The organism is Pseudomonas sp. B392_1p (assembly GCF_052245235.1).
Classification (GTDB): domain Bacteria; phylum Pseudomonadota; class Gammaproteobacteria; order Pseudomonadales; family Pseudomonadaceae; genus Serpens; species Serpens gallinarum.
The window spans coordinates 165,783-187,779 of sequence record NZ_JBQPXM010000003.1; the positions used below are offsets into that span (position 1 = coordinate 165,783).

Annotated in this window: 24 protein-coding genes; 9 read left to right on the forward strand and 15 right to left on the reverse strand. The window is 58.4% G+C overall.

What is annotated here, in order from left to right; genetic code table 11:
- Positions 1-17 precede the first annotated feature (17 nt).
- Entirely contained in the window at positions 18-1,451 is a 1,434-nt protein-coding gene (locus tag ACTV8E_RS05340) for an efflux transporter outer membrane subunit (RefSeq protein ID WP_443198766.1), read from the forward strand.
- Between the two features lie 81 nt (positions 1,452-1,532).
- Here ACTV8E_RS05340 and ACTV8E_RS05345 read toward each other — a convergent pair whose 3' ends face one another.
- The 8 genes from ACTV8E_RS05345 to ACTV8E_RS05380 all read right to left on the reverse strand — a co-directional run bounded on the left by ACTV8E_RS05345 (position 1,533) and on the right by ACTV8E_RS05380 (position 7,884).
- On the reverse strand, positions 1,533-2,525 hold the full coding sequence (locus ACTV8E_RS05345; RefSeq protein ID WP_443198767.1) for a TRAP transporter substrate-binding protein: 993 nt from the start codon (positions 2,523-2,525) through the stop codon (positions 1,533-1,535).
- 318 nt (positions 2,526-2,843) lie between these two features.
- Entirely contained in the window at positions 2,844-3,002 is a 159-nt protein-coding gene (locus tag ACTV8E_RS05350; RefSeq protein WP_251836014.1) for a hypothetical protein, read from the reverse strand.
- A gap of 114 nt (positions 3,003-3,116) precedes the next feature.
- On the reverse strand, positions 3,117-3,515 hold the full coding sequence (locus tag ACTV8E_RS05355) for a diacylglycerol kinase (protein WP_443198768.1): 399 nt from the start codon (positions 3,513-3,515) through the stop codon (positions 3,117-3,119).
- A gap of 179 nt (positions 3,516-3,694) precedes the next feature.
- On the reverse strand, positions 3,695-4,429 hold the full coding sequence (locus ACTV8E_RS05360) for a PIG-L deacetylase family protein (protein ID WP_443198769.1): 735 nt from the start codon (positions 4,427-4,429) through the stop codon (positions 3,695-3,697).
- A 220-nt stretch (positions 4,430-4,649) separates the two neighbouring features.
- Positions 4,650-5,405: an L-cystine ABC transporter ATP-binding protein TcyN gene (tcyN, locus tag ACTV8E_RS05365; RefSeq protein WP_443198770.1), complete on the reverse strand. Its 756-nt coding sequence runs from the start codon at positions 5,403-5,405 to the stop codon at positions 4,650-4,652.
- Positions 5,406-5,409: 4 nt separating this feature from the next.
- On the reverse strand, positions 5,410-6,075 hold the full coding sequence (gene tcyL, locus ACTV8E_RS05370; protein ID WP_251836010.1) for a cystine ABC transporter permease: 666 nt from the start codon (positions 6,073-6,075) through the stop codon (positions 5,410-5,412).
- The gene (gene tcyJ, locus ACTV8E_RS05375; protein ID WP_273535144.1) at positions 6,072-6,857 is read right to left on the reverse strand and encodes a cystine ABC transporter substrate-binding protein; all 786 of its coding nucleotides are present in this window, start codon (positions 6,855-6,857) and stop codon (positions 6,072-6,074) included. Before tcyJ ends, tcyL begins: the two co-directional genes overlap by 4 nt.
- 22 nt (positions 6,858-6,879) lie before the next feature.
- Entirely contained in the window at positions 6,880-7,884 is a 1,005-nt protein-coding gene (locus tag ACTV8E_RS05380; RefSeq protein WP_443198771.1) for a D-cysteine desulfhydrase, read from the reverse strand.
- Positions 7,885-8,064: 180 nt separating this feature from the next.
- On the opposite strand from ACTV8E_RS05380, the gene ACTV8E_RS05385 reads away from it, so the two are divergent.
- The 3 genes from ACTV8E_RS05385 (at position 8,065) to ACTV8E_RS05395 (ending at position 10,483) form a co-directional block, all read left to right on the forward strand.
- Positions 8,065-9,177 carry a DUF3182 family protein gene (locus ACTV8E_RS05385; protein WP_443198772.1) on the forward strand — a complete coding sequence of 371 codons (1,113 nt, stop codon included), beginning with the start codon at positions 8,065-8,067 and terminating at the stop codon, positions 9,175-9,177.
- Entirely contained in the window at positions 9,161-9,916 is a 756-nt protein-coding gene (locus ACTV8E_RS05390; RefSeq protein ID WP_251836006.1) for an alpha/beta hydrolase family protein, read from the forward strand. Before ACTV8E_RS05385 ends, ACTV8E_RS05390 begins: the two co-directional genes overlap by 17 nt.
- A gap of 102 nt (positions 9,917-10,018) precedes the next feature.
- Positions 10,019-10,483: a PA2169 family four-helix-bundle protein gene (locus tag ACTV8E_RS05395; protein WP_251836005.1), complete on the forward strand. Its 465-nt coding sequence runs from the start codon at positions 10,019-10,021 to the stop codon at positions 10,481-10,483.
- Between the two features lie 54 nt (positions 10,484-10,537).
- On the opposite strand, the gene ACTV8E_RS05400 is transcribed toward ACTV8E_RS05395, so the two are convergent.
- From ACTV8E_RS05400 to ACTV8E_RS05420, 5 genes are all read right to left on the reverse strand, one after another.
- A complete protein-coding gene (locus ACTV8E_RS05400) occupies positions 10,538-10,981 on the reverse strand; it encodes a DUF421 domain-containing protein (protein ID WP_251836004.1) in 444 nt (147 codons plus the stop codon).
- A 12-nt stretch (positions 10,982-10,993) separates the two neighbouring features.
- Positions 10,994-11,527, reverse strand: coding sequence for a hypothetical protein (locus tag ACTV8E_RS05405; RefSeq protein ID WP_443198773.1), 534 nt, complete (start codon positions 11,525-11,527; stop codon positions 10,994-10,996).
- A complete protein-coding gene (locus ACTV8E_RS05410) occupies positions 11,524-12,690 on the reverse strand; it encodes a zinc-dependent alcohol dehydrogenase (protein WP_251836002.1) in 1,167 nt (388 codons plus the stop codon). The genes ACTV8E_RS05405 and ACTV8E_RS05410 overlap by 4 nt, the downstream gene beginning before the upstream one ends.
- 146 nt (positions 12,691-12,836) lie before the next feature.
- Positions 12,837-13,178: a DUF3509 domain-containing protein gene (locus ACTV8E_RS05415; protein WP_443198774.1), complete on the reverse strand. Its 342-nt coding sequence runs from the start codon at positions 13,176-13,178 to the stop codon at positions 12,837-12,839.
- 171 nt (positions 13,179-13,349) lie between these two features.
- Positions 13,350-13,856 carry a DUF4142 domain-containing protein gene (locus tag ACTV8E_RS05420; protein ID WP_443198775.1) on the reverse strand — a complete coding sequence of 169 codons (507 nt, stop codon included), beginning with the start codon at positions 13,854-13,856 and terminating at the stop codon, positions 13,350-13,352.
- Positions 13,857-14,084: 228 nt separating this feature from the next.
- Between ACTV8E_RS05420 and ACTV8E_RS05425 the strand changes: the two genes are divergently transcribed.
- Together ACTV8E_RS05425 and ACTV8E_RS05430 are read left to right on the forward strand one after the other, a co-directional pair.
- Entirely contained in the window at positions 14,085-14,267 is a 183-nt protein-coding gene (locus ACTV8E_RS05425) for a metallothionein (RefSeq protein ID WP_443198776.1), read from the forward strand.
- 133 nt (positions 14,268-14,400) lie between these two features.
- Positions 14,401-14,871, forward strand: coding sequence for a hemerythrin domain-containing protein (locus ACTV8E_RS05430; RefSeq protein WP_443198777.1), 471 nt, complete (start codon positions 14,401-14,403; stop codon positions 14,869-14,871).
- Between the two features lie 26 nt (positions 14,872-14,897).
- Here the strand turns inward: ACTV8E_RS05430 and ACTV8E_RS05435 are convergent, their stop codons facing one another.
- On the reverse strand, positions 14,898-16,034 hold the full coding sequence (locus ACTV8E_RS05435; RefSeq protein WP_443198778.1) for a DNA-binding protein: 1,137 nt from the start codon (positions 16,032-16,034) through the stop codon (positions 14,898-14,900).
- A 181-nt stretch (positions 16,035-16,215) separates the two neighbouring features.
- Between ACTV8E_RS05435 and ACTV8E_RS05440 the strand changes: the two genes are divergently transcribed.
- Both ACTV8E_RS05440 and ACTV8E_RS05445 read left to right on the forward strand, forming a co-directional pair.
- Positions 16,216-17,193, forward strand: a complete 978-nt coding sequence (locus ACTV8E_RS05440; RefSeq protein ID WP_443198779.1) for a site-specific integrase — start codon at positions 16,216-16,218, stop codon at positions 17,191-17,193.
- A 938-nt stretch (positions 17,194-18,131) separates the two neighbouring features.
- Positions 18,132-18,776 carry a hypothetical protein gene (locus tag ACTV8E_RS05445; protein WP_443198780.1) on the forward strand — a complete coding sequence of 215 codons (645 nt, stop codon included), beginning with the start codon at positions 18,132-18,134 and terminating at the stop codon, positions 18,774-18,776.
- A gap of 83 nt (positions 18,777-18,859) precedes the next feature.
- On the opposite strand, the gene ACTV8E_RS05450 is transcribed toward ACTV8E_RS05445, so the two are convergent.
- Positions 18,860-19,240 carry a Rho termination factor N-terminal domain-containing protein gene (locus tag ACTV8E_RS05450; RefSeq protein ID WP_443198781.1) on the reverse strand — a complete coding sequence of 127 codons (381 nt, stop codon included), beginning with the start codon at positions 19,238-19,240 and terminating at the stop codon, positions 18,860-18,862.
- Positions 19,241-19,413: 173 nt separating this feature from the next.
- On the opposite strand from ACTV8E_RS05450, the gene ACTV8E_RS05455 reads away from it, so the two are divergent.
- Positions 19,414-21,885 carry a glycogen/starch/alpha-glucan phosphorylase gene (locus ACTV8E_RS05455; protein WP_443198782.1) on the forward strand — a complete coding sequence of 824 codons (2,472 nt, stop codon included), beginning with the start codon at positions 19,414-19,416 and terminating at the stop codon, positions 21,883-21,885.
- Positions 21,886-21,997 lie beyond the last annotated feature (112 nt).

The following is a 21,997-nucleotide window of genomic DNA, read 5'->3' on the forward strand; positions in this document are numbered from 1 at the left end:
AAACTGAATCGGGTGTTATGAACGCATTTGCCCTGAGCCCCTTGTTTGTCATTGTTGCCCTGCTGACAGGCTGCGCCATCGGCCCGGATTATCAGCGTCCGGAAGTGGAAACGCCTGCGCACTTTCGTCAGGTCGAAGGTTGGAAGCCCGCCGCGCCCAGCGACGCCCTGGAACGGGGTGCCTGGTGGGAGCTGTATGGCGATCCTCAACTCAATGCGCTGGTATCCCAGCTGAATGTGTCTAACCAGAACCTGGCCGTGGCTGAAGCCCAGTACCGTCAGGCGCGAGCATTGGTACGCGGTGCGCGGGCGGCGTTCTTTCCCATCCTGTCCGCCGGGGTTGGCGTGAGCCGCGCGTCCTCTGGCAGCCGCAGCACGCAACTTAGCGATACGCAGCTCAGAGCGGGTCCCGGGGAGGTTTTCGATGCCAACCTCGGGCTGAGCTGGGAGCTGGATGTCTGGGGTCGCCTGCGTCGAGGTCTGGAAGCCAGCCGCGCCAGCGCCGAAGCCAGCCAGGCGGACCTGGCGGCGGCGCAGCTCAGTTTGCAGGCGGAGCTGGTGCAGAACTACCTGCAACTGCGTGTGCTCGATGAGCAGAAGCGGCTACTCGACGCCACGGTCGATGCTTACCAGCGTTCGCTGCGCCTGACCGAAAACCAGTACCGCGCGGGCATCGTGCCCAAATCCGACGTGACCCAGGCGCTGACCCAGCTGAGAAGCACCCAGGCCCAAGCCGTGGACCTGGAGTGGCAGCGCGCCCAGTTGGAGCACGCCATGGCTGTGCTCACCGGTGCGCCACCCGCCGGGTTCGCCATTACTCCCAGCGAACAGATTCCGCCATTGCCGGTCATTCCTCCAGCGCTGCCTTCGCACTTGCTGGAACGACGACCCGACATTGCTTCAGCTGAGCGCGGCGTGATTGCCGCCAACGCGCAGATTGGCGTGGCGAAAGGCGCCTGGTTTCCGGACTTGAGCCTGTCGGCCAGCGGTGGCTATCGCAGCAGCAGTTTCGCCGACTGGATCAGCCTGCCGAATCGCTACTGGTCGCTGGGACCGGCATTGGCGGCACAGATTTTCGATGGAGGCTCCCGGCGTGCCGAGCTTGAGCGCAGCGAAGCGGCCTGGGAACAGACCGTTGCGCAGTATCGGCAAACGGTGCTGGATGCGTTTCGTGAGGTGGAAGATGCGCTGGTGCAATTGCGCGTGCTGGAAACCGAGCAAGCATTACAGCAACAAGCGATGGAGGCTGCCCGCGAATCCCTGCGCCTGATCGAGAACCAGTACCGCGCCGGTACGGTGGATTTCAACAGTGTGGTCAACGTTCAGGCCAGCGCACTCAACAATGAGCGCAACAACCTGACACTTTTGGGAAGTCGGCTCAGCGCCAGCGTGCGTTTGATTGCTGCGCTGGGAGGCGGTTGGGAGAGTCGCAACCTGGCGCAAGACGAATAGTTCCGCTCCGCCCGCGGGATGAGGATGGATGGGGCAGTTATGGCTCAGCCCTGCGGCCCGGCTTCCATGCCAGGCTATGGCTTATTGCGGCTTGCGATTGGCCGCGCGAGCGGCCTTGATGATGTCCGTGCCGATCTGGGTCTCGAAGTGACGCCAGACGGGCTCCATTGCCTCGCGCCAGGCTTGCCGTTCGGCGCTGCTAAGTTGCAGTACCTGGCTGTAGCCGGATTGCTGGATTTTCTGGCGGTAGCCGATGTTGAGCTCAGCAGCCTGCTGGTTCACGGCATAGGTCACCTCATCGATGATCCCTTCCAGCTCGACGCGGATGTGATGAGGAATTGAATACCAGAAGCGGGAGTTGCTCACCAGCATGTAGTCCAGCACGCCGTGGTTGGTTTCGATGATGTAGGGCTGCACTTCATGGAATTTCTGGCTGTAGATATTCGACCAGGGATTTTCCGCCCCTTGTACCTGACCGCTCTTGAGGGCGGTATACACGCTGGAAAACGGTAGTTTGGAAGTTTTTGCGCCGAGCTGCTGAAACTGTGCTTCCAATACGGCGGAATGTTGAATGCGGAAATTTAAGTCTCTTGCATCCTGGGGCGTGCGTAACGCACGGATGGCCGAGAGCTGTTTCATGCCGTTGTGCCAATACGCCAGTCCGACGATATTGTGATCAGCCATTGATTGCAGTAGTTGACGCCCCTTGGCACGACGCTGAAAACGGTCTACCGCCGCCAGGTCATCGAACAGGAAAGGCAGGTCAAACACCTGCAGTTGCGGTGTATAGGTCTCGAATTTGGCCAACGAAGGGGCGAGCAGCTGCACCTTGTTCTCGCGCAACGCCTCCATTTCGTCAGCATCGCCGTAGAGGCTGGAGTTGGCGTATACCTCGACGCGCACTTGATCGCCGAGACGTTGTTCCACCAGCTCCTTGAACAGTCTCGCGCCTTGACCCTTGGGCGTACTATCGGTCACCACATGGGCGAACTTGATGGTGATGGGCTCGGCTAGCGCGCAGGCGCTCAGCAGCGCTGCTGCTAGGCAAAGACTTATGGAAAGGCTTTTATTCATGAGTTCCCTTTTTATAAATAGAACCTTTAGCACGAAGACGTAACCACAACATTACTGCAAGTCCTGTGCCGGCAATCGTGCACAACACAAGGTTCCGCCCATTCTCGGCTGTTTTACAAAAATGAATGAAAATAGGTGGTTGTAGCCGTGGCTGCTGCGGGGGGGCCTGTGAGGTAGGCCGAGATGGTCACGCTATGGGTACGATTTCTGAATCGCAGGGCTGATTAACAGGCATGCCCAAGCGACAAGTTGAGCACCTATCACGGCCCACCTTGCGGGTGCGCACGATCACAAAGAGTCAATCAAGCGATCGTGGAATCAGGAATTCAGCGGTTCCTCACTGGGCTTGACCTTGCCACTGCCGGGTTCGCAGGGATGGCTTTCATCCATGGGTTCATGGCTGGGCGAATGCCCATAGTCACTGGGCGTGTCATAGACGATGGGGTCCGGCTGGGGAATATCGGGATGGATAGTCATGATCATCTCCCGGCAGGTTGGGGCGGTCTCCATCACAATGGAGAGAGTCAGTGTGAGGAAGTTCCGGGAGTGTTGATCAGTGGTGATCGCGGGGATAAACGACACGAGCGTCAATCAGAACAGAATGACCGCCCAGATCAACGCGATCAGCGACAATGATAGAAACTGCGCGCCGCTGCCCATGTCCTTGGCGCGCTTGGCCAGCGGGTGGATATCCAAGGACACACGGTCCACTGTCGCCTCGATGGCCGAATTGAGAATCTCCACGATCAGGCCAAGAAACACCACAGCGATCAATATCGCCCGTTCTGCCTTGCTGACGTCCAGGTAGAAGGCCACGGGGATCAGAATCAGGTTGAGCATGATCAATTGCCGAAATGCTGCTTCGCCGGTGAACGCTGCCTTGAGTCCGGCCATCGAGTAACCCGTCGCTTTCAGAATGCGGGCCATGCCTGTTTGCCCCTTCAGGCTTTCGGCGCTGGGGGTTATTCCTGTATCCAACGGCTGTTTCATAGTGTTCTCCATAAGGCGGCATCTAAAAAGGCGCGCAGTTTAGCGTTTGATCGTCGGTAAGGCACCTGGCGAAGATGGCAATAAGACAGCCATGCTCGATCCCCAGGCGGGTTAGCCACGATCGCACTACGTAAGAAGGGAAAGCGAAAAAGGAAAGACTGCCTGGCGCAGGCAAAAGCTCAGACGAAGAATAGCTCCCAATGCAGCTGTAACTGCTCGCGTTCATTGGTGTTGCGGTCGACGGTCTTGGGGGCCAGACAATGACTGGCCTGGGAATTCATGGCATGCCGTTTGCGCGCCAAGGCCGTAATGTCGAGTGCCAGCTTGCGGGCCCGCCACCAGGGAATACGCGGATCATCCACTGACGTGCCGCGCCATGCATTGAGCGGCATTTCCACTTGCTGGGCGCCGAGTAACACCGTGCAGCTTTGCGCGACCCGGCCAACCGCTTCATGGTCTGCGCTACTGTCGCTACGCCAGGGTGAGAAGACCACATCATTGGGGCGCAGGTGGCGCATCAGGAAATCCAGCAGGGCGTTTTCTTGGTTTTCGATGTCGCCGGCCTGAAAACGGCCGCGTATGGTTTTCAACTGGACCAGCGGAATGCCAAGACGGCGTAACGAGTCCGTGCTTTCCATTGCACAGGCCACGCTGTGTCCTTCAGGCGAGGACTGCCTGCTTGGCGCAGCCTGGCCATCGGTGATGGAAATCAGCTGCAAGGCATGACCGCGATGGCTGAGAAGCTGCAAAAGCCCGCCGCAGGCCAGCACTTCATCGCCTGGGTGAGCCGCTAGGATCACTGCGCGTCGGCCGGGAGGCACCAGTGCATCGATATTAACGTCTTCAATCAGGGCAAGTTGACGGCATGGGCCGCCCAGCCGGGGTTGCATCTCACTGGCAGTCTTCGCGTCCATATCCCTACGGCCTCATGCAAGCAGTTTTTGAGAATGGCGTGTGACGCACCGCGTAATGAAACTGTGCTTCAGCCATCCTTTACTTATTAACGGCAGAACAGGGTTTTCCTTAACCCAGGCTGCACAATGAAATCGACACAATGTTCAGGCATTGGGTGCTGAATGAAGTTCAATGCACGCCAAGGCGGTGCCAAAGGTTGTGGGCGGGGTATCAAAAAGGTCAGTGCGAAGAATCGCCGAGGAACTTGTGCAGGAATTGGCGGGTGCGTGCGTGCTGCGGAGAGGCGAACAGGGCTTTGGCTTCGCCTTGCTCGACGATGACACCCTGGTCGATGAAGATCACCCGGTTGGCCACGTCGCGGGCAAAGTTCATCTCATGGGTGACGATCACCATGGTGCGTTTTTCAGCGGCCAGGTCGCGAATGGTCGCCAGCACTTCGCCGACCAGTTCCGGGTCCAGCGCTGAGGTGGGCTCATCGAACAGAATCACATCGGGTTGCATGGCTAGCGCACGGGCGATAGCGACGCGCTGCTGCTGCCCACCGGAAAGGCTCCTCGGGTAGGCGTCTTCCTTGCCCGCCAAGCCGACTTTTGCCAACAACTGAAGGGCACGTTCAAGAACGCTGCTGCGTGGTTCTTTCTTGACGACCAGCGGGCCTTCCATGATGTTTTCCAGCGCGGTGCGGTGCGGGAACAGGTTGAAGTTCTGAAAGACGAAACCGACATGCTGGCGCAGCGTGCGGATCCGTTCTTTCTGACGGTGGAGAGGTCGATTGGCATCGATCTGAATGCTTCCTACCCGAATACTGCCGCCATCGGGTACTTCCAGCAGATTCAGGCAGCGCAGCAGCGTCGTTTTGCCCGAGCCACTGGGGCCAATGATCGCTATCACCTCACCAGCCGCCACCTTAAGGTCGATGCCCTTGAGTACCTGCTGCCCCTTGAAGCTCTTGCTCAGTCCATGCACGTCGATCATGGCGTCAGGTATCCCGACTGTGCCGGTTGACCCGGGCTTCCAGGCGGTTCTGCACGCTGGAGAGACAGGTGGCGAGCACCCAGTAGATCACGGCGGCAGCCAGGTACATGGTGAAAATTTCGAAGGTGCGCGCGGTGATCAGTTGCGCCTGACGAAACAGCTCCGGCACCTGGATGGTGGCGGCCAGAGAGGTATCTTTCACCAGGGAGATGAAGCTGTTGCCCAGCGGGGGCAAGGCAGTGCGCGCGGCTTGAGGCAGGATTGCCCGGCGCAGGGTCTGTGCCGGGGTCATGCCGATGCTGGCTGCCGCTTCCCACTGGCCTCGATCGATCGAGGCGATGGCGCCGCGCAGAATCTCGGAGATATACGCAGCCATATTCAGGGAAAAACCGATCAAGGCCGAGGGGAGGGGATCGAGTTGCAGGCCCAGTTGCGGCAACCCGTAATAGATCATGAACAGCTGCACCAGTAACGGCGTGCCGCGAATGAACGACACGTAGATGCGGGAAGTCCACGCCAGGGCCTTGAAGCGCGACAGGCGCATCAAGGCCAGGACAAAACCGAGGAGTAACCCTAAGAACATGCCGCCGAGGCTGAGAAACACGGTGTAGCCAGCGCCCCGAAGCAGAAAGGGCGCTGAATCCCAGACCAGCTGCAACGGCTCGATCATTGCGTGACGTCAGCGTCGAACCACTTCTTCGACAAGGTCGCCAGGGTGCCATTGGCGCGCAAGGTGTCGATGGCTTGGTTGAGTGCGGCCAGCAATTCCGGCTCGCCTTTGCGCAGGGCAATTCCGGCTTCCTGCCGTGCGAAGGGTTCGCCAGTTATGGCCAAGTCGCCGCGGGTCTGCTTGATCAGCTCGAACGCGGCCAGGCGGTCGATGAGAATGACATCGATGCGGCCGACCCGCAGGTCCTGATACTTGGTGGGGTCATCGTCATAGGTGCGGACATCGGCTTGCGGAACGTTTTCCCGCAGCCACTGTTCATAGTTGGTGCCCAGGCCGACGCCGACCTTCTTGCCGGCCAGATCCTGCGGCGAGGCGAATTGTGCTTCTTGCCCCTTGCGCACCAGCGCCTGCACCCCGGAAACCGTATAGGGCGTGGAGAAATCGTATTTCTGCTTGCGCTCCTCGCTGATGGTGACCTGGTTGATCACCACATCCAGTCGTTTGGATTCCAGCGCCGCAAGGATGCCATCCCATTTGGTCGGCTGCAGTTGCGCCTCCACACCCAGTTCCTTGGCCAGTGCGCGGGCGAATTCGACTTCGAAACCATCCAGCTGGCCATTGGCATCCTGAAAGCTGAACGGCGGGTAGGTGCCTTCCAGGCCGACGCGGATCTGGCCGTTGGCCTGGATCTGCTTGAGCAGTTCGCCGGCACTGGCCTGGCCGGCGAAGCCGGCGGCAAGTAGCAGGACGAGAAAGAAATCGCGAAACAGGGTCAGGTTCATGGCGCACTCCATCCAAAGGAAGTCAGTCGAGTACTGCGGGGTGATAGGCGAACAGCGCAGGGGCACCGCCGGTGTGCAGGAACAGCAACGGGCCGTCAGCGAAGCGCTGCAGGCCGATGCCATCCAACAGTCCGTCCATGGCCTTGCCGGTATACACGGGGTCGAGCAGGACGCCCTCCATACCTGCCAGCAGGCGGATCGCGGCCCACGTGGCCTCGTTAGGCTCACCGTAGCGCGGGATGAAATAGTCGTCCCAGAGTGTTACCTGGCAACGGGCCGGCAGCTCGACGCCCAGCAGGGCGGCGCAACGTTCCAGCAGGCTTTGCACCTTGGGTTGCTGCTCTTCGGTGCGTCGCGACACGGTAACGCCGATGACCGGCAGCTGCGGAAACGTATACGCCAGCGCCAGGGCCAAGCCGGCATGGGTACCGGCACTACCGGAGGCCAGCACCAGGGCGGCAAAGGACTGGCCACTGGCAGCGATCTGTGCGGCGAGTTCCAATCCGGCGCGGACATAGCCCAGGGCGCCCAGCGCATTGGAGCCGCCCACCGGGATCACATAGGGGCGCTTGCCATTGCTGCGCAGCCGTTCGGCGAAGGTGTGCAATTGCGCGTCGGGCTCATCCAGCATAACTACTGGCTCGACCTGGGCATTGAATAGGTCGAGCAGCAAACGATTGCCATTGGTCAAATAGTTGTGGTCAGCGCTGTCGATAGGGTTTTCCACCAGCGCCGTGCAACTCAGCCCCAGTCGGGCGGCCAGCGCGGCCGTCTGGCGGACATGATTGGACTGAATGGCGCCGGCGGTGACCAGGGTATCCGCACCGGCGCGCAGTGCATCGGCGGCCAGGTATTCCAGTTTACGTACCTTGTTGCCGCCCATGGCCAGCGGCGTCAGATCATCGCGCTTGATCCAGATATCGCGCCCCATGTGAGTGGATAAGCGTTCGAGTTTTTCCAGCGGGGTGGCCACTCGAATCAGATCCAGACGGGTGAAGCGGCTCAGGTGAGCATCAAGTGAAGACATGGGAACGTCCATCAGCGCCGATGCCTTTGAATATAGGCAGGCACTGGCGAACCTGCTTGCAGCCAATCGACGAACAAAGCGGGGGTTGTCAGGGTCCGTAAACTAAGCGGCGGGAATGCTGCTGACCTGACCATGCCCTCGGTTCGCAGGGCGATTCGACTGCTTCATCAGGAGGCGTCCATGGCACAAACGCAACGGCGCTTGGTGCTGACCTATTCACCCAACCCCCAGGCGCCCCGGCATGGGGTGGAAACCCAACAGACCCTTGCGCGCTGGTTGGCGGATATCCAGGGACTCGAATACGGCGGCCGTTACGACCCCCAGCAACATGCAGGCCGCCCCTGCTATCTGGTGCCCAGCCGCTGCATCGTCGGCCGCGAGCAAGCGCGTGAAATGAATGTGCAAGGGCCAGACGATCTGTTCGGTGGTTATGTAGATCATGCTTTCATTGCCACCAAGGCAATTACCCATCCGCTGGTGTCGGAGGATGCTGTCGCCCCCACGGGCTGGGTGCCGGGCTTTGCCGAGCAGATTGCCGGGTTGGTCCTCAGGGGCTTTACCGTGTTTTCGCCACAGGATGCAGAACGTGCCGCCCGCACACTGCTGGCGACGGGCCCGTTGCGCTTCAAACCTGTACAGGCCAGCGGCGGGCGTGACCAGCGCGTGTTCAAGGACCTGCATTCCTTCCAGCCTTTTATCGGCGCTCCGGACGTGGCGGCGCGCTTCAGTGAAGGCGTCGTGCTGGAAGAGGAGCTGAGCAATGTCAGCACCCACAGCGTTGGCCAAATCCGCGTGGGCGAGCATCTGCTCAGTTATTTCGGCACTCAGCACCTAACCGAAGATGGCCGGGGGGCACAGATGTATGGCGGCTCGGATCTGGTAGTGGTGCGCGGGGATTACCCGCGTTTGCTGCAACTGGACCTGGCCGGCCAGGTGCAACAGAGCATTGAGCAGGCCAGAGCTTTCGATGCCGCAGTCAGTGCAGCCTTCCCGTCATTCTTCGCCTCGCGACGCAACTACGACCTGATTCGCGGCACCGATGCCCGCGGCGAGACACGCAACGCAGTGCTCGAGCAGTCCTGGCGACTGGGCGGGGCCAGCAGTGCGGAAGTGGGTGCCCTGCAGGCATTCATCGACAATCCCTTGCTGCAAGTGGTGCGCGCCTCCTCGTTCGAAATCTTTCATGACAAGGTGCTGCCAGCCAACGCCATCGAGGTGTTTCGCGGACACGACGAGGAATTGGGCTTCCTGATCAAATACGCAATGGTTGAACCCTATGACGGCGAGAACTGAGAAAACCCGTATCGAAATCGATAACGAACACATGGACGCGACCTTCCTGAGCCCCAAGGCCAAGGTGCCGGGGGTGCTGTTCGTGCACGGCTGGGGAGGGAGTCAGCAGCGTGACCTGATCCGCGCCAAAGGAATTGCCGGGCTGGGCTGTGTGTGCCTGACGTTCGATTTGCGCGGCCATGCGGGAGCCGAGGCGCGACTGGGACAGGTCTCGCGCGAGGACAATCTGCGCGATTTGCTGGCCGCCTATGACCGACTGCTTGCTCATCCGGCCATCGACACGGAGGCGGTGGCCGTAGTCGGCACCAGCTACGGCGGTTACCTGGCCGCGATCCTCACCAGCCTGCGGCCAGTCAAATGGCTGGCGTTGCGCGTGCCGGCGATCTATCGCGATAGCCAGTGGCAGACGCCCAAGCGGGAATTGGACAAAGCCGACCTGGCGCGTTATCGCAGCCGTCTGATTCCGGTGGAAGACAACCGCGCCTTGCGGGCCTGTGCGGAATTTCGCGGCGATGTGCTGATTGTCGAGTCCGAGCATGACGAGCATGTACCCCACGCAACGATCATGAGTTACCGGGCGGCTTTCCAGAGCACGCATTCATTGACGCACCGGATTATCGACGGCGCGGATCACTCGCTGAGCGAAGACGTGTCTAGAGAGGCCTATACCACGCTGCTGGTGGACTGGGTGACCGAGATGGTGGTGGGCGAACGGCTGAGTCTGATCCAGGCGCCCTGAAGCGGATTGTGCACCGCCAGTCCTGAAAACTGAATTCCGCACCCGTTCGGGCAGTCAAGAAATGGAACCCCTACCAAGACCATACCGGGAGAGACGTTTCGTATGATCACTACTGAAAATGCTAAAGAAGTCATTTCCGTACTCAACGACCTGATTGAGACCAGCAAGGATGGTGAGGCCGGTTTTAAAGTGTGTGCCGAAGATGTGCAACGGGCGGACCTGAAAACGCTGTTCAATAATCGCGCCCGGGATTGCGCCGCGGCGGCGGCAGAGTTGCAGGGTTTGGTCCGTCAGTTGGGCGGTGATCCGGAAAGCAGTACCAGTGTCGCAGGCGATCTGCATCGGCGCTGGGTTGACCTCAAGTCACTGGTCACCGGCAAGGATGAAGAGGCGATCCTCAACGAATGCGAGCGTGGCGAGGATGTCGCCAAGAAAAGCTACCGCAATGCCCTGGACAAAACGCTGCCTGCGGAGATTCGTGCCGTGGTCCAGCGCCAGTACGACGGCGTGCTGCGCAATCACGATCAGATCAAGGCATTGCGTGACGCTGCTCGCGCTCGCAGTTGATAGACCACTAAGCAAAGAAGGCCGTCGCGCGGATTCCGCTCGGCGGCTTTTGCATTACGAATAAGGAATTATCGATATCTTGCCGTTCTTTTCCAGAATGGCGTACTTGATCTGATCCATCCGCTCCAATCCCTGACCCTGGCGAGCAGCCTGCAAAATGTCCGCTTCCTGCAGACGCGCTTCAGCAATCCGTCCCCTCATGGGTTTCCCGTCCTCAACAATGATGGTCGCCGCGCCATCCAGTAATAAATCGATTTTGCGACTGCGTAACTTGAGCAAGGACAATCCGACATCAATAGCGATCAGCGTGACGATCACCACAATGGCGTTGGTGAGCGAAAAATCGTCGCCCAGCAAGGCTTGCTGGGTCGCCTCGCCAATGATCAACAATAGAATCAGATCGAACGAGGTAATTTCCGCCAGCGATCGCCGTCCAGCCACGCGGAACAGGATCAGCAGGGCAAAATAGATGGCAGCGGCTCGCAATACGGCATCCATGCAGCGTCCTCCTCACGGGTAGATGAATTGGAAAAACTCCACCTTTTGCTCGTTCAGGCGAACGCTTTGCCGAATGCTGCCCAGCCCCTCAGGGCGCAATGCCAGATAAAATTTCAGGGCACCCTGGGTGTCGGCACGGCTCTCCAACAACAAACCGCCTTGCTGCGTGGAGCTGTGTAGTGGTTCGGGATAGATACCTTCCAGCGTGAAGTTTTCGAGCAGTTGCGGTGAGAACCGCACAGCGGCGCTGCTTGACGGTGCGACATGCACGGTAACGACCAATTGACCGTGCGCCCCATGGCGCTGAAACCGCTGGTACTCGACCCGCAACGCGCCATCGAAAGTGCTGACGTGACCGGTACTCAGTGGCCCCTTGGAGAACAACCCGAGCAGGGTAAGCAGCACGATGAGAACCAGCAAGAACCACCCGATGCGCTCGAAACGCCAGCTCTTGCGCTGAAAGGCTATTTCATCGTTGATCGGATAATTGCGCGAAACGAACTCGTCGGGTGGCGAGGCACTGGCTCGTTGCTCGGGTTGTTTCATGGCAACAGAATGACCTTGCGGCATTCGTTCTGATGCTTGTCGAACATTTCATAGCCTTCGGCGGCATCTTCCAGTGCCAGGCGATGGGAGATGATTGCATGGGGGGCCAGTCGGCCTTGCTCGATGTGTTCAAGCAATTCCGGCAACAGCGCCTGTACGTGGGTTTGCCCCATCTTGAAGGTCAGGCCCTTGTCGAAGGCATCACCGAACAGGAACCCATGCAGGTAACCCGCATACACCCCAGGAACACTCACGGTGCCGCCACGTCGTACGGCGGCAATGCATTGACGAAGCACCTTGCCCACACTGGTTTCGATCTTCAGCGTGGACAGAACCGTTTCGGTGGTGCTGCCCTTGGCCTCGAAGCCGACGGCATCAATGGCGGCATCGACACCGCGCTGCCCGGCAGTTTGTCCGATGATAGTCGCTGCAGGGTCGTCGTCATCGGCAAAGTTGACAGGGATTACGCCATAAGCGTCACGGGCGAACTCGAGTCGATGGGCAAACTGATCGACCATGAAAATCTGCTCGGCGCCCACTAGGCGCGCGCAGGCGGCGCTCATCAAGCCCACCGGGCCCGCCCCGTAGATAGCGACACTGGAGCCGGGACCTATTCCGGCATTGAGCACGGCTTGATAACCGGTGGGGAGGATATCGGTAAGGAACAGAACATGTTCATCCGGCAGGGCCGTGGGGACCTTGAACGGCCCGGTGTTGGCCTTCGGCACCCGCACAAACTCCGCTTGCCCACCTGGTATTCCGCCGTACAAGTGGCTGTAACCGAACAAAGCGGCTCCGGGTGGGATCTGCTTTTTATTGAGGATCGCACCACGCCCTGGGTTAGTGGTTTCGCAGGAGGCATAAAGATTCAGCTGACAGAAAAAACAGTCACCGCAGGCAATCACGAAAGGCACGATGACCCGATCGCCGGTTTTCAAGGCTGACACAGCGCTGCCAGTTTCTTCGACGATGCCCATGAACTCATGGCCGAAGATATCGCCGTCCCGGGTTTCGGGAATCTTGCCGTGAAAGAGGTGCAAGTCAGAACCGCAGATCGCCGTGGCGGTAACCCGAAGAATAATATCGTCCGCCTGCAGCAGTTTGGGATCGGGAACATCTTCGACCCGGACATCGCGGGCGCCGTGATAGGTCAATGCTCGCATTAGGTTTCTCCGCGTGAGGGAACATTTATCCCTGCTCTAGATATCCTTTCTGATGGGGCACTCACACGGGCTGCAGGTTCGCAAAGAAGGATCAGCGGTAATGCCCAGACGAAAAAAAAGCGCCCGGCTAGGCGCTTTTTTCAGAACTAAAGAGCTTTAAAATAAGGTAAATGCAGTTTTTTTCGAAAATAACCAATCTGACTCTGTTGTAGCGGCCCTTGCTGGACAAATAGATCGCGACGCATTCGCTCGAGTACATCATTAATAAGAACCGGGGATTTAAGCTCCGCAGCGGTGATGACCCTATGTAGTACGTGACAGCCGTCCGTGCGGCGGCTCAAGGATAATACCAAGGCTGAATCGGGTCGGAATTCGCTTTTTATCGTGTAATCCTTGGCGAGTTCCTTGATCAGGTAATCGACGGGACTGTCTGATGCGCTCATATCATCCGTTCCTGATGTGGGTTGAGATCCCTTCAGTACAAGCATTATTCGTTCCAATCCGTGAGCCCTGCAAGCGCTTGATTTAACAGGGTTAATGCAGGGTTAATGTTAAAGCGATACTTGCATTTTGCACGGTGGGCCTTGTTAGGGTTTGCTCTTTGCAAGCCGATAGGCAGGTTTGGCAGGTGGCCGAGTATGGCCAGCCTGCCGCTCCGCTTAATTACCTGTGGCCAGTTTTTTGGCCATTTCCAAATGCTCTTTCAGTTCGGGAAGTCGATCTTCGGCAAACTTCTGCACATCGCTATCAGTGCTGCCTTGTGATGCACGCGTAAAGAGTTCAATCACCTGTTCATGGGCTTTGACTTGATTGTTGGCGTAGGCTTGATCAAAGGATTCACCCTCGCGCATTTCCAGGATCATCGCCTTGGCCTTGTTCATCAGGTCCGCTTCGCTGGCTACCTCCAATTGCTTGTTCATGGCCAGCTCTTTCAAATCTTCATTGGCCTTGGTGTGATCTTTGATCATTTGTTCCGCAAAGTTGTGCACTTCAGGCGACTGGCTCTTTTGCAGGGCCATTCTGGCCGATTCAATTTCGGCCACACCAGCAGCAGATGCCTGATCGACGAAATCTTGGGCGCGAATTTCATCCGCCGCCCAAGCAGCCGGAACCGCGGCGATCAGTGCTGTGAAAAAAAACGAGCGGAGCAGCGTGGTAATAGGCATCGATCGATCTCCTGTAGATGAAGGGTGTGCGCCATGCAACTCATGCAACTAAGGTGCAGCAGCGCGCTGGCTCCTTTAAAGGACTCGTCTTTATCGGGGAGGGTTCAGAAAAACATGCAGACGGCACGTTTTCAGCCGTTTGGAAGAACTCTGGAACTTGTACATAAATCTTCATTCCATTGGTATACGCCTGCAGGTAACCAAGCGTTTAGTAGGAGGATTAACACCATGGCTGAATCCAAGTGCGCCTGCCCCGGTTGCACCTGTGACGTTTCGGGAAATGCGGTCAGCCGGGACGGCCAGCAGTTTTGCAGCCAGGCCTGCGCTGACCGCCATCCGAACGGAGCGCCGTGCCCCAGCGCTGACTGCCACTGCGAAACCAGTGTGCAAGCGCCCACGGCGGGACTTTGACATCCCGTGAACACAGCGCCGCCGCTTGGCGGCGCATGTCATTAGCGTCCGCGCCATTAATCCAAAAGGCCAGAACCAAGCAAGCCCCGCCGGGTCTGCTTTAAACAAACCGGATCAGCCCAAGGATGCCACCATGAATGCCCTCGACCTGCTCAAACAAGATCACGAAACAGTTCGCGAGCTGCTTGATCGTCTTGAAAAAACCACTGAGCGCGCGGTAAAAAGTCGCGCGGAAATGCTGCAGAAACTGCAGCTCGAATTACAGATACACACCACCCTCGAAGAGGAAATCTTCTACCCAGCCTACACCCAGGCGGGAGGCAAGGAAGAGGCGGTCATGGCGGCCGAAGCTAAGGAGGAGCATCGCACGGTCGATTCCCTGGTGCTTCCAGATCTGCTGAATACCGACCCGGGCAGCATTCCGTTCACCGGGCGGCTCAAGGTGCTCAAGGAATTGCTGGAGCACCACATTGAAGAGGAGGAAGAGGAGCTGTTCCCGCAAGCCCAGAAACTCTTCGATAAAGCCCGTCTGGATGAGTTGGGTCTGGAGATGAAAAGCCGCAAGGACGAACTCAAGAAAACCCTCGCCGCCCAAGAGGCCTGACGTAGGTCCGTACTTTAAACGGCCTGTTACGGCTCGCTGCTGGTGTCTTCCGCCAGCAGCGATTGAGCTTCGCTCAACCAGCCCAGCAGCGCGCCATCGCCAACCGCTAAAGCGCCAGGCGCGTCAACTTTATCCTTGGACAACGCTTGGGACGCTCGGGATAGAAGCGCGCTCAACGTCTGCAAGCGCTGTCGCTGCGCAGCGTGGTGCTGGTAAAACTCAAGGCGCTCATCGTGCAGCATGGCTTGGGCTGTCGCCATGGCCTGTTGCTGTTCAGCATATCTGCTGTCCTGACGCTGGGTTTCGACTTGTTGGGCCTCAAGACGCGCCTGCAATACCTGATTACCTGTCAGAGCCTGGATGAGTTGTTCCTTCACCTCCGCCATTTCCATTGTCTGGCGTTGTAAAGCGTCCTGCCGGGCATGATTTTCACGGCGCAATTGCCCTGATTCGCTGGTCAGGCGTTCGTTGTCGCGATTCAGGCGCGTCAGTTCGTCCTGCTTGACGATCAAGGTCTGTTGCAACTGACGCATTTCCATCTGCAAGTGCTGGACCTCGGCGGCATGGCGGCGCTCTTCCTGTTCGCGCCGCTCCTTGCTGGCCTCGCGGTAATGTTGCAGGGCATCGCGGGCATGCTGATGCTTTTCTTCCAGGGAGCGAATGTGTTCATCCCGTTCCAGCACGCGTGTCTGCAGGTCCTGGCAGGCTTGCAGGGCGCGTGCATTGTCCACTTGCAGGCGCTGAAATTCCTCACGCGTGTGTTGGTGGGCAAGCTGTTCCGCCTGCAACTGTGCCGTCAGCGCTTCGCATTCGGCGCCGAGTTGCTGAATGCGTTGTTCCGCCTCCCGCAAGCGTTGCTGCCAGGCCAGACGATCGCGCGCCAGCTCTGCGCGCTCATCACTCACGGTTTCTTGCGCCTGCTCGGCCAACTGTTCGGCCAGTTGGTTGACCAAGCCGGCAAGCTGCTTATTCAACGGCTGGTCGGCGCGCAATGCAGCGGCTGGCTGGTCGTCCAGCTCCTTCAGATAACGATGAATGGTGGTTTTCGAGCCGGTATTACCCAGTTCGACGCGTACCGCGTCGATGCTGGGATGCTCGCCGCGATCCAGCAGAGCCTGACGGGCCCGCTGCACGATTGCCTTGTTAACGCCGCCACGGGCCATGCTTCGCTCCTACTATTTCGTACTGGATTACATACCACGTAATTACATACTAGTACGTATATAATTTCATCTCATATTTTGTGATTCATGAGATAGAATAACGGCGCATTATCCCGTGTCATCACGCAAATCGGTGTCTGGGGGATGCAATTCAGTACGCCTGGGCAGGCGGGAGTAGACCATGAGCGATATCGAGCGCTATCTGCAGGCGAGTACGCGGGAGAACACGCGGCGTAGCTATCAGTCGGCCATTGAGCATTTCGAAGTGAGCTGGGGCGGCTTTCTGCCGGCCACCAGCGAGAGCGTCGCGCGCTACCTGGCAGCCCACGCGCAGACGCTTTCGCTGAACACGCTCAAGCAACGCCTGGCGGCTTTGGCGCAGTGGCATGTCAGTCAGGGCTTTCCCGATCCGACCAAAGCGCCGCTGGTGCGCCAGGTGTTGAAAGGTATCCGTACCTTGCATCCAGCCCAGGAAAAACAGGCGGCGCCGTTGCAGTTGCAGCATCTGCAGCAGACCGTCGCCTGGCTGGAACAGGAGGCGGACGACGCCCTGAACGCAGGAAACAGCGCGCGACTGTTGCGCAGCAGGCGCGATGCGGCGTTGGTGTTGCTGGGTTTTTGGCGGGGGTTTCGCAGCGATGAGCTGTGTCGCCTGCAAATTGAACACATTCAGGCCGAGGCGGGGAGTGGCATGACGCTCTACCTGCCGTTCGGTAAAGGTGACCGGCAAAATCTCGGCACCACCTACCAGGCGCCGGCGTTGAAACAGTTGTGCCCGGTGCAGGCCTATCTGGCCTGGATTGGTGTCGCGGGGATCAGCCAGGGCGCGGCGTTCCGGCGCATCAGCCGTTGGGGGCATTTGGGCGAGGAGGGGTTGCACCCCGGCAGCATGATCGCGCTGCTGCGGCAGATTTTGCAGCGCGCCGGCGTGCCGGCCGAGCTGTACACCAGCCACTCGTTGCGTCGCGGCTTCGCGACCTGGGCGACCGCCAATGGCTGGGACCTAAAAACCCTGATGACCTATATCGGCTGGAAGGACATGAAATCGGCGATGCGTTATGTCGACCCGTCTGTTTCCTTTGGCGGCTTGGCAGCGAAGGCGCCGTTACTGAAGGCTGACAACACACAGCGCCTGGCCACGCCGGAGGCGGATCAATAGCGTGGGGTTCTTGCCGACCCGTTATAAATTCGGCGTAAAACTCCCGCTGCTCTAAGGCGGCGGGAATGTGCATGTGATGTAATCAATAAGTTGTACACCGACCGGAGAATCCCGCACGGACTGGGAAAAATCGCTAAGGCCCGCAGATGGTGGGGAGCGTGGATAACGGTTCAACGTGGTTGGAGCGACCCTCGCGGTGCAGGAAAGCAGGCCTGGCGACCAGGCCGGGGTATTCAGGGGTTGGTCGTGGAACGTAAGGCGATATCGAAGCGTTCTTCCACCAGATTGACATCCCGGTCGCTGGCGTCGATCACCACGGCAACCTTGGGGTGTTCCGCAGAAAGTCGGGAATATGCGTCAGGTAGCTCTGGGCAACCAGAAGCGAACAATTGATGCGCACCGTGCCCGACGGCTCGCTTTGCAGCGCGGGCAGGCTCTCGTGCGTACGCTCTCCAGAGTGGACTGGCGATGTAAGTAGAAGCGTTCACCTGCTTCGGTCAAGGCCAGGCTGCGCGTGGTGCGGTGCAGCAGACGTGATTTTTCAATCCCCGTAGCGCGTGATGTGGTGGAAAAACCGCCATGGGCCACTGTGACAGCGGAATAGCGCAGATCGTTAGCATCGTCCATGAATCTTGCCGATTGTTGCATGTGTGCAACGAAGAATAGCAAATTGCCCGGATTGTTGAAAATCGGCAGTTAAGTATAGTCATGACCTGATCTGGCCGCAGCGATAAAGACGCTCCTCATTATCCATTCACACACATGTATGTTGTGAAATTCTTATACAAGTGGTTGGCTTATCCAGAAATTAAGTCATCAAGTTGCGATTACGTTCCGTGCTGCCTGCTGGCAACTTCTTTAAATCACTTGGGCAATTTTTTGCTGCACCTGGCCGTTTTACGCTTTTTTTTAAAGTAAACTCAACAGGATAACAAACGATGTTTAAAAAGCTTAAGCTCAATATGGCGAGCACGCTGATACTAAGTGCTTTTCTAATATTATCCTTATGGGCCTGCCATGCTGTATTTGTTAATAACAACGTCACTGTTTATGACGAAAATGGTCCTATTGAAACGCTGCAGGCCGGCTTGCTAGCTATGGCCAGTTTTGTCTACCTTATGGCGGCTTTTTATGGAAAGCGCCCGGATCGACTAGTGCTACTGTTCTGTTCCTTGCTTTGTTATGGGTTTTTCCTACGAGAGCTGGATGTCGAGGATTTTAACCTGCCGGATATAGTCATATTCATTGGGGCCGGTATCGGCCGTAACGTGTCGCTGCTGCTCGCGCTTTTAGTTATATGTGTATACGCCGGATTGAGTGGGTTTTCCCGTCATTATAAGGCGGGCATTCAGTTTGCCCGTTCGAGAGGGGGTGCGCTGCTGGTGGCTGGGGGTGTTTTTATGTTGCTCGGAGATGTTTTCGAGAAAACCAGCGCGCTTGAACATTATGTGTTGTTTGAAGAGATAGCAGAGCTCTTGGGATATACCTTGATCCTGTTGTCAGCGCTTGCGACCCGCCCCGTGCTCAAAAGGATGAGCGTTCGTTCCCGCGCAAATGGCGCGCTCCGAGCCGGCGAGGCGTGAGAGTCGCTTATATTCAGCCAACGATAAGATGCTGGTAGCGCCTCTGTGAGCAGGCTGTGGGATGGTCAGGCTTCCTGAGCCTTTCAGGAAGCCTTTCGCAGCGCCTCGATCAGCTCCTGCTTACGCATGGTGGAACGGCCGGGAATATTCTTTGCGCGGGCTTTTTCCAGCAGCTGCGCCTTGGTCTGCTCTTCCAGGCTGGCGGACTTGGAGCGGGGCACGCCGTGCTTGGTGGCCACCGCGCGACGCGCTGATTGCTGGCGATCCTGAGTCTTGGCTGTCGACGACTTCTTCTGACCAGAGCCACCCTTGCGCTCACCGCCACCGGACTGCTTATTGACCGTCGCCCAGGCGCGCGCCTCGGCTTCATCCTCAGAAACGCCCTTTTCCTTGTAGCCGTCCTCGATATGCTCGGCCTTGCGCTTTTGCTTGTCGGTGTATTTCTCTTTGCTTCCGCGAGGCATGGCGGCACTCTCCTAAAACCCACACAAAATGCACAGCGTCATCCATGTGGAGCGGCGGGCCAGGAATTGGTTCGAGGGAACTCCCGCCCGCTCGCGGCAGCCTCACGCTTAGTCATCCAGTAGGCATCACGGCATGAAGGTGCTCAATGCCACGACTAGAGAGAGGCGTCCTCATGTCCCGGCCAGAATGTTCCAGCCTCGAGAGTGTCGCGGTGTTCCGCGAGCGCATTCTGTCAAAACTCAAATATGCGACCGGCAAGGACCTAACCTCGGCCTGCAAGCATGACTGGTTTGAAGCCGTGGCCCTGGCAACCCGTGATTATCTGATTGACAACTGGGAAGACTCTTCTGCGCAAATCGACCGCAGCGAGCAAAAGCGCGTCTATTACCTGTCGCTGGAATTCCTTATCGGCCGGTTGCTGATCGACAATCTGAGCAATCTGGGCCTGATGGAAACGGCCCGCGAGGCGCTGGCCGAGTTGAATGTCGATTTGCAGGACATCAGCGAACTGGAGCCCGATGCCGCGCTGGGCAACGGCGGTCTGGGTCGCTTGGCGGCGTGTTTCATGGAGAGTATGGCGACCCTGGGCGTGGCCGCCCATGGCTACGGCATTCGTTACGAGCATGGCTTGTTCCGCCAGGTGATCATCGACGGCTGGCAGCACGAGCACACCGAAACCTGGCTGGATTTTGGCAATCCCTGGGAGTTTGAACGTTCGGAGGTCGGCTATACCATCGGCTTCGGGGGCAGTGTCAGCACGGTTCAAGCTGCCAGTCACGGCCTCGGCCGGCAAAGCTGGCAGCCCACCGAAACGGTGCGGGCCATTGCCTACGACACGCCTATCATCGGCTGGAAGCGCGCCAGCGTGAACACATTGCGTTTATGGCGATCGCGGGCGGAACGTTTTCTACAGCTGGAGCGTTTCAACGCTGGGGATCACCTCGGTGCCGTGGCCGAAGCGGTCAAGGCCGAAAGCATTTCCCGGGTCCTGTACCCTGCGGATATCACTGAGGCCGGCCAGGAATTGCGCCTGCGCCAGGAATACTTTTTTGTTTCCGCCTCGCTGCAGGACTTGCTGCACCGGCATGTCAAACACCATGACATCCAGCGCCTGCCCGACATGGTGGCGATTCAGCTCAACGATACCCATCCAGCCATCGCCGTAGCCGAGTTGATGCGCCTGCTGGTGGATGAGCATGGGCTGGCCTGGGAGCAGGCCTGGCAACTGACTGTAGCCACCCTGGCCTATACCAATCACACCTTGTTGCCCGAGGCGCTGGAGTCCTGGCCGGTCTCGTTGATGGAGCGCCTGTTGCCACGGCACATGCAGATCATCTATCTGATCAACGCGCACCACATCGACATGTTGCGCGCCAAGGACATTCACGATTTTGCGCTGTTGCGCTCCGTGTCGCTGATCGAAGAAGACCAGGGCCGCCGTGTACGCATGGGCAACCTGGCTTTTCTGGGCTCCCACAGCGTCAACGGCGTTTCCGCACTGCACACCGAACTGATGCGCGAGACCGTGTTCCGCGACCTGCATCGCCTGTACCCCAACCGCATCAACAACAAGACCAACGGGGTGACCTTTCGGCGCTGGCTGTACCAGTCCAACCCACAACTGACCAGCCTGCTGGTCGAGCACCTGGGGGATGAACTGCTGGATTCCCCCGAGCGGTTGCTGCAGAGACTGGAGCCTTGCGCGGAGAAGTCCTCGTTTCGCAAACGCTTCATGGAGCAGCGCCAGCACAACAAGCAGGCGTTGGCCAACCTGGTGCAGTCGTGGCTAGGGATCACGCTGGATACCGAGGCGATCTTCGATGTGCAGGTCAAGCGCATCCATGAGTACAAGCGCCAGTTGCTCAACCTGCTGCACTGTGTGGCGCTGTACCAGGCGATCCGCAACGACCCGGCCACCGACTGGGTGCCCCGGGTAAAGATCTTCGCCGGCAAGGCGGCGGCCAGCTATTACCAAGCCAAGCTGATCATCAAACTGGCGAACGACATCAGCCGCACGATCAACCATGACCCTACCTTGCGCGGCCTGCTCAAGGTGGTGTTCATTCCCAATTACAACGTCACTCTGGCGGAGGTGATCATCCCGGCCGCCGACCTGTCCGAGCAGATATCCACCGCCGGCATGGAGGCCTCAGGCACCAGCAACATGAAATTCGCCCTCAATGGCGCCCTTACCATCGGCACCATGGACGGCGCCAATGTGGAAATGAGCGAGCGTATCGGTACCGAAAACATGTTCATCTTCGGCATGTCCGCTGAGCAAGTCGCCATGCGTCGGCTGGCCGGCCTGGACATGTCAGCGGAAATCGCCCACTCGCAGCGCCTGGCCAGTGCTCTGGAAGCCATTCGCAACGGGGTGTTTTCCCCCGACGACCCGAATCGCTATGCCGGCTTGGTCGAGGGGTTGCAGTATCACGATCGCTTCCTGGTTTGTGCCGACTTCGAGGCCTATTGGCAAGCGCAACTGCGGGTCGAAGCGATGTGGAAACGTCCCATGCACTGGTGGAAATCTTCGGTCTTGAATACCGCGCGCACGGGCTGGTTTTCATCGGATCGCGCGATTCGCGAATATGCGGCCGACATTTGGAACGTCATGCCAGGGGGTAGTGGAAAGCTTGGCGAGTAGTCACGAAGCGCACCTGAATAAACAGGTCGCATCACCAATTCAGCGCTTCGCCATGGCCAGCTGCCTTGTTCCATCCTATGCCTGAAACACTGTTATCGATGCAATGTTGCTC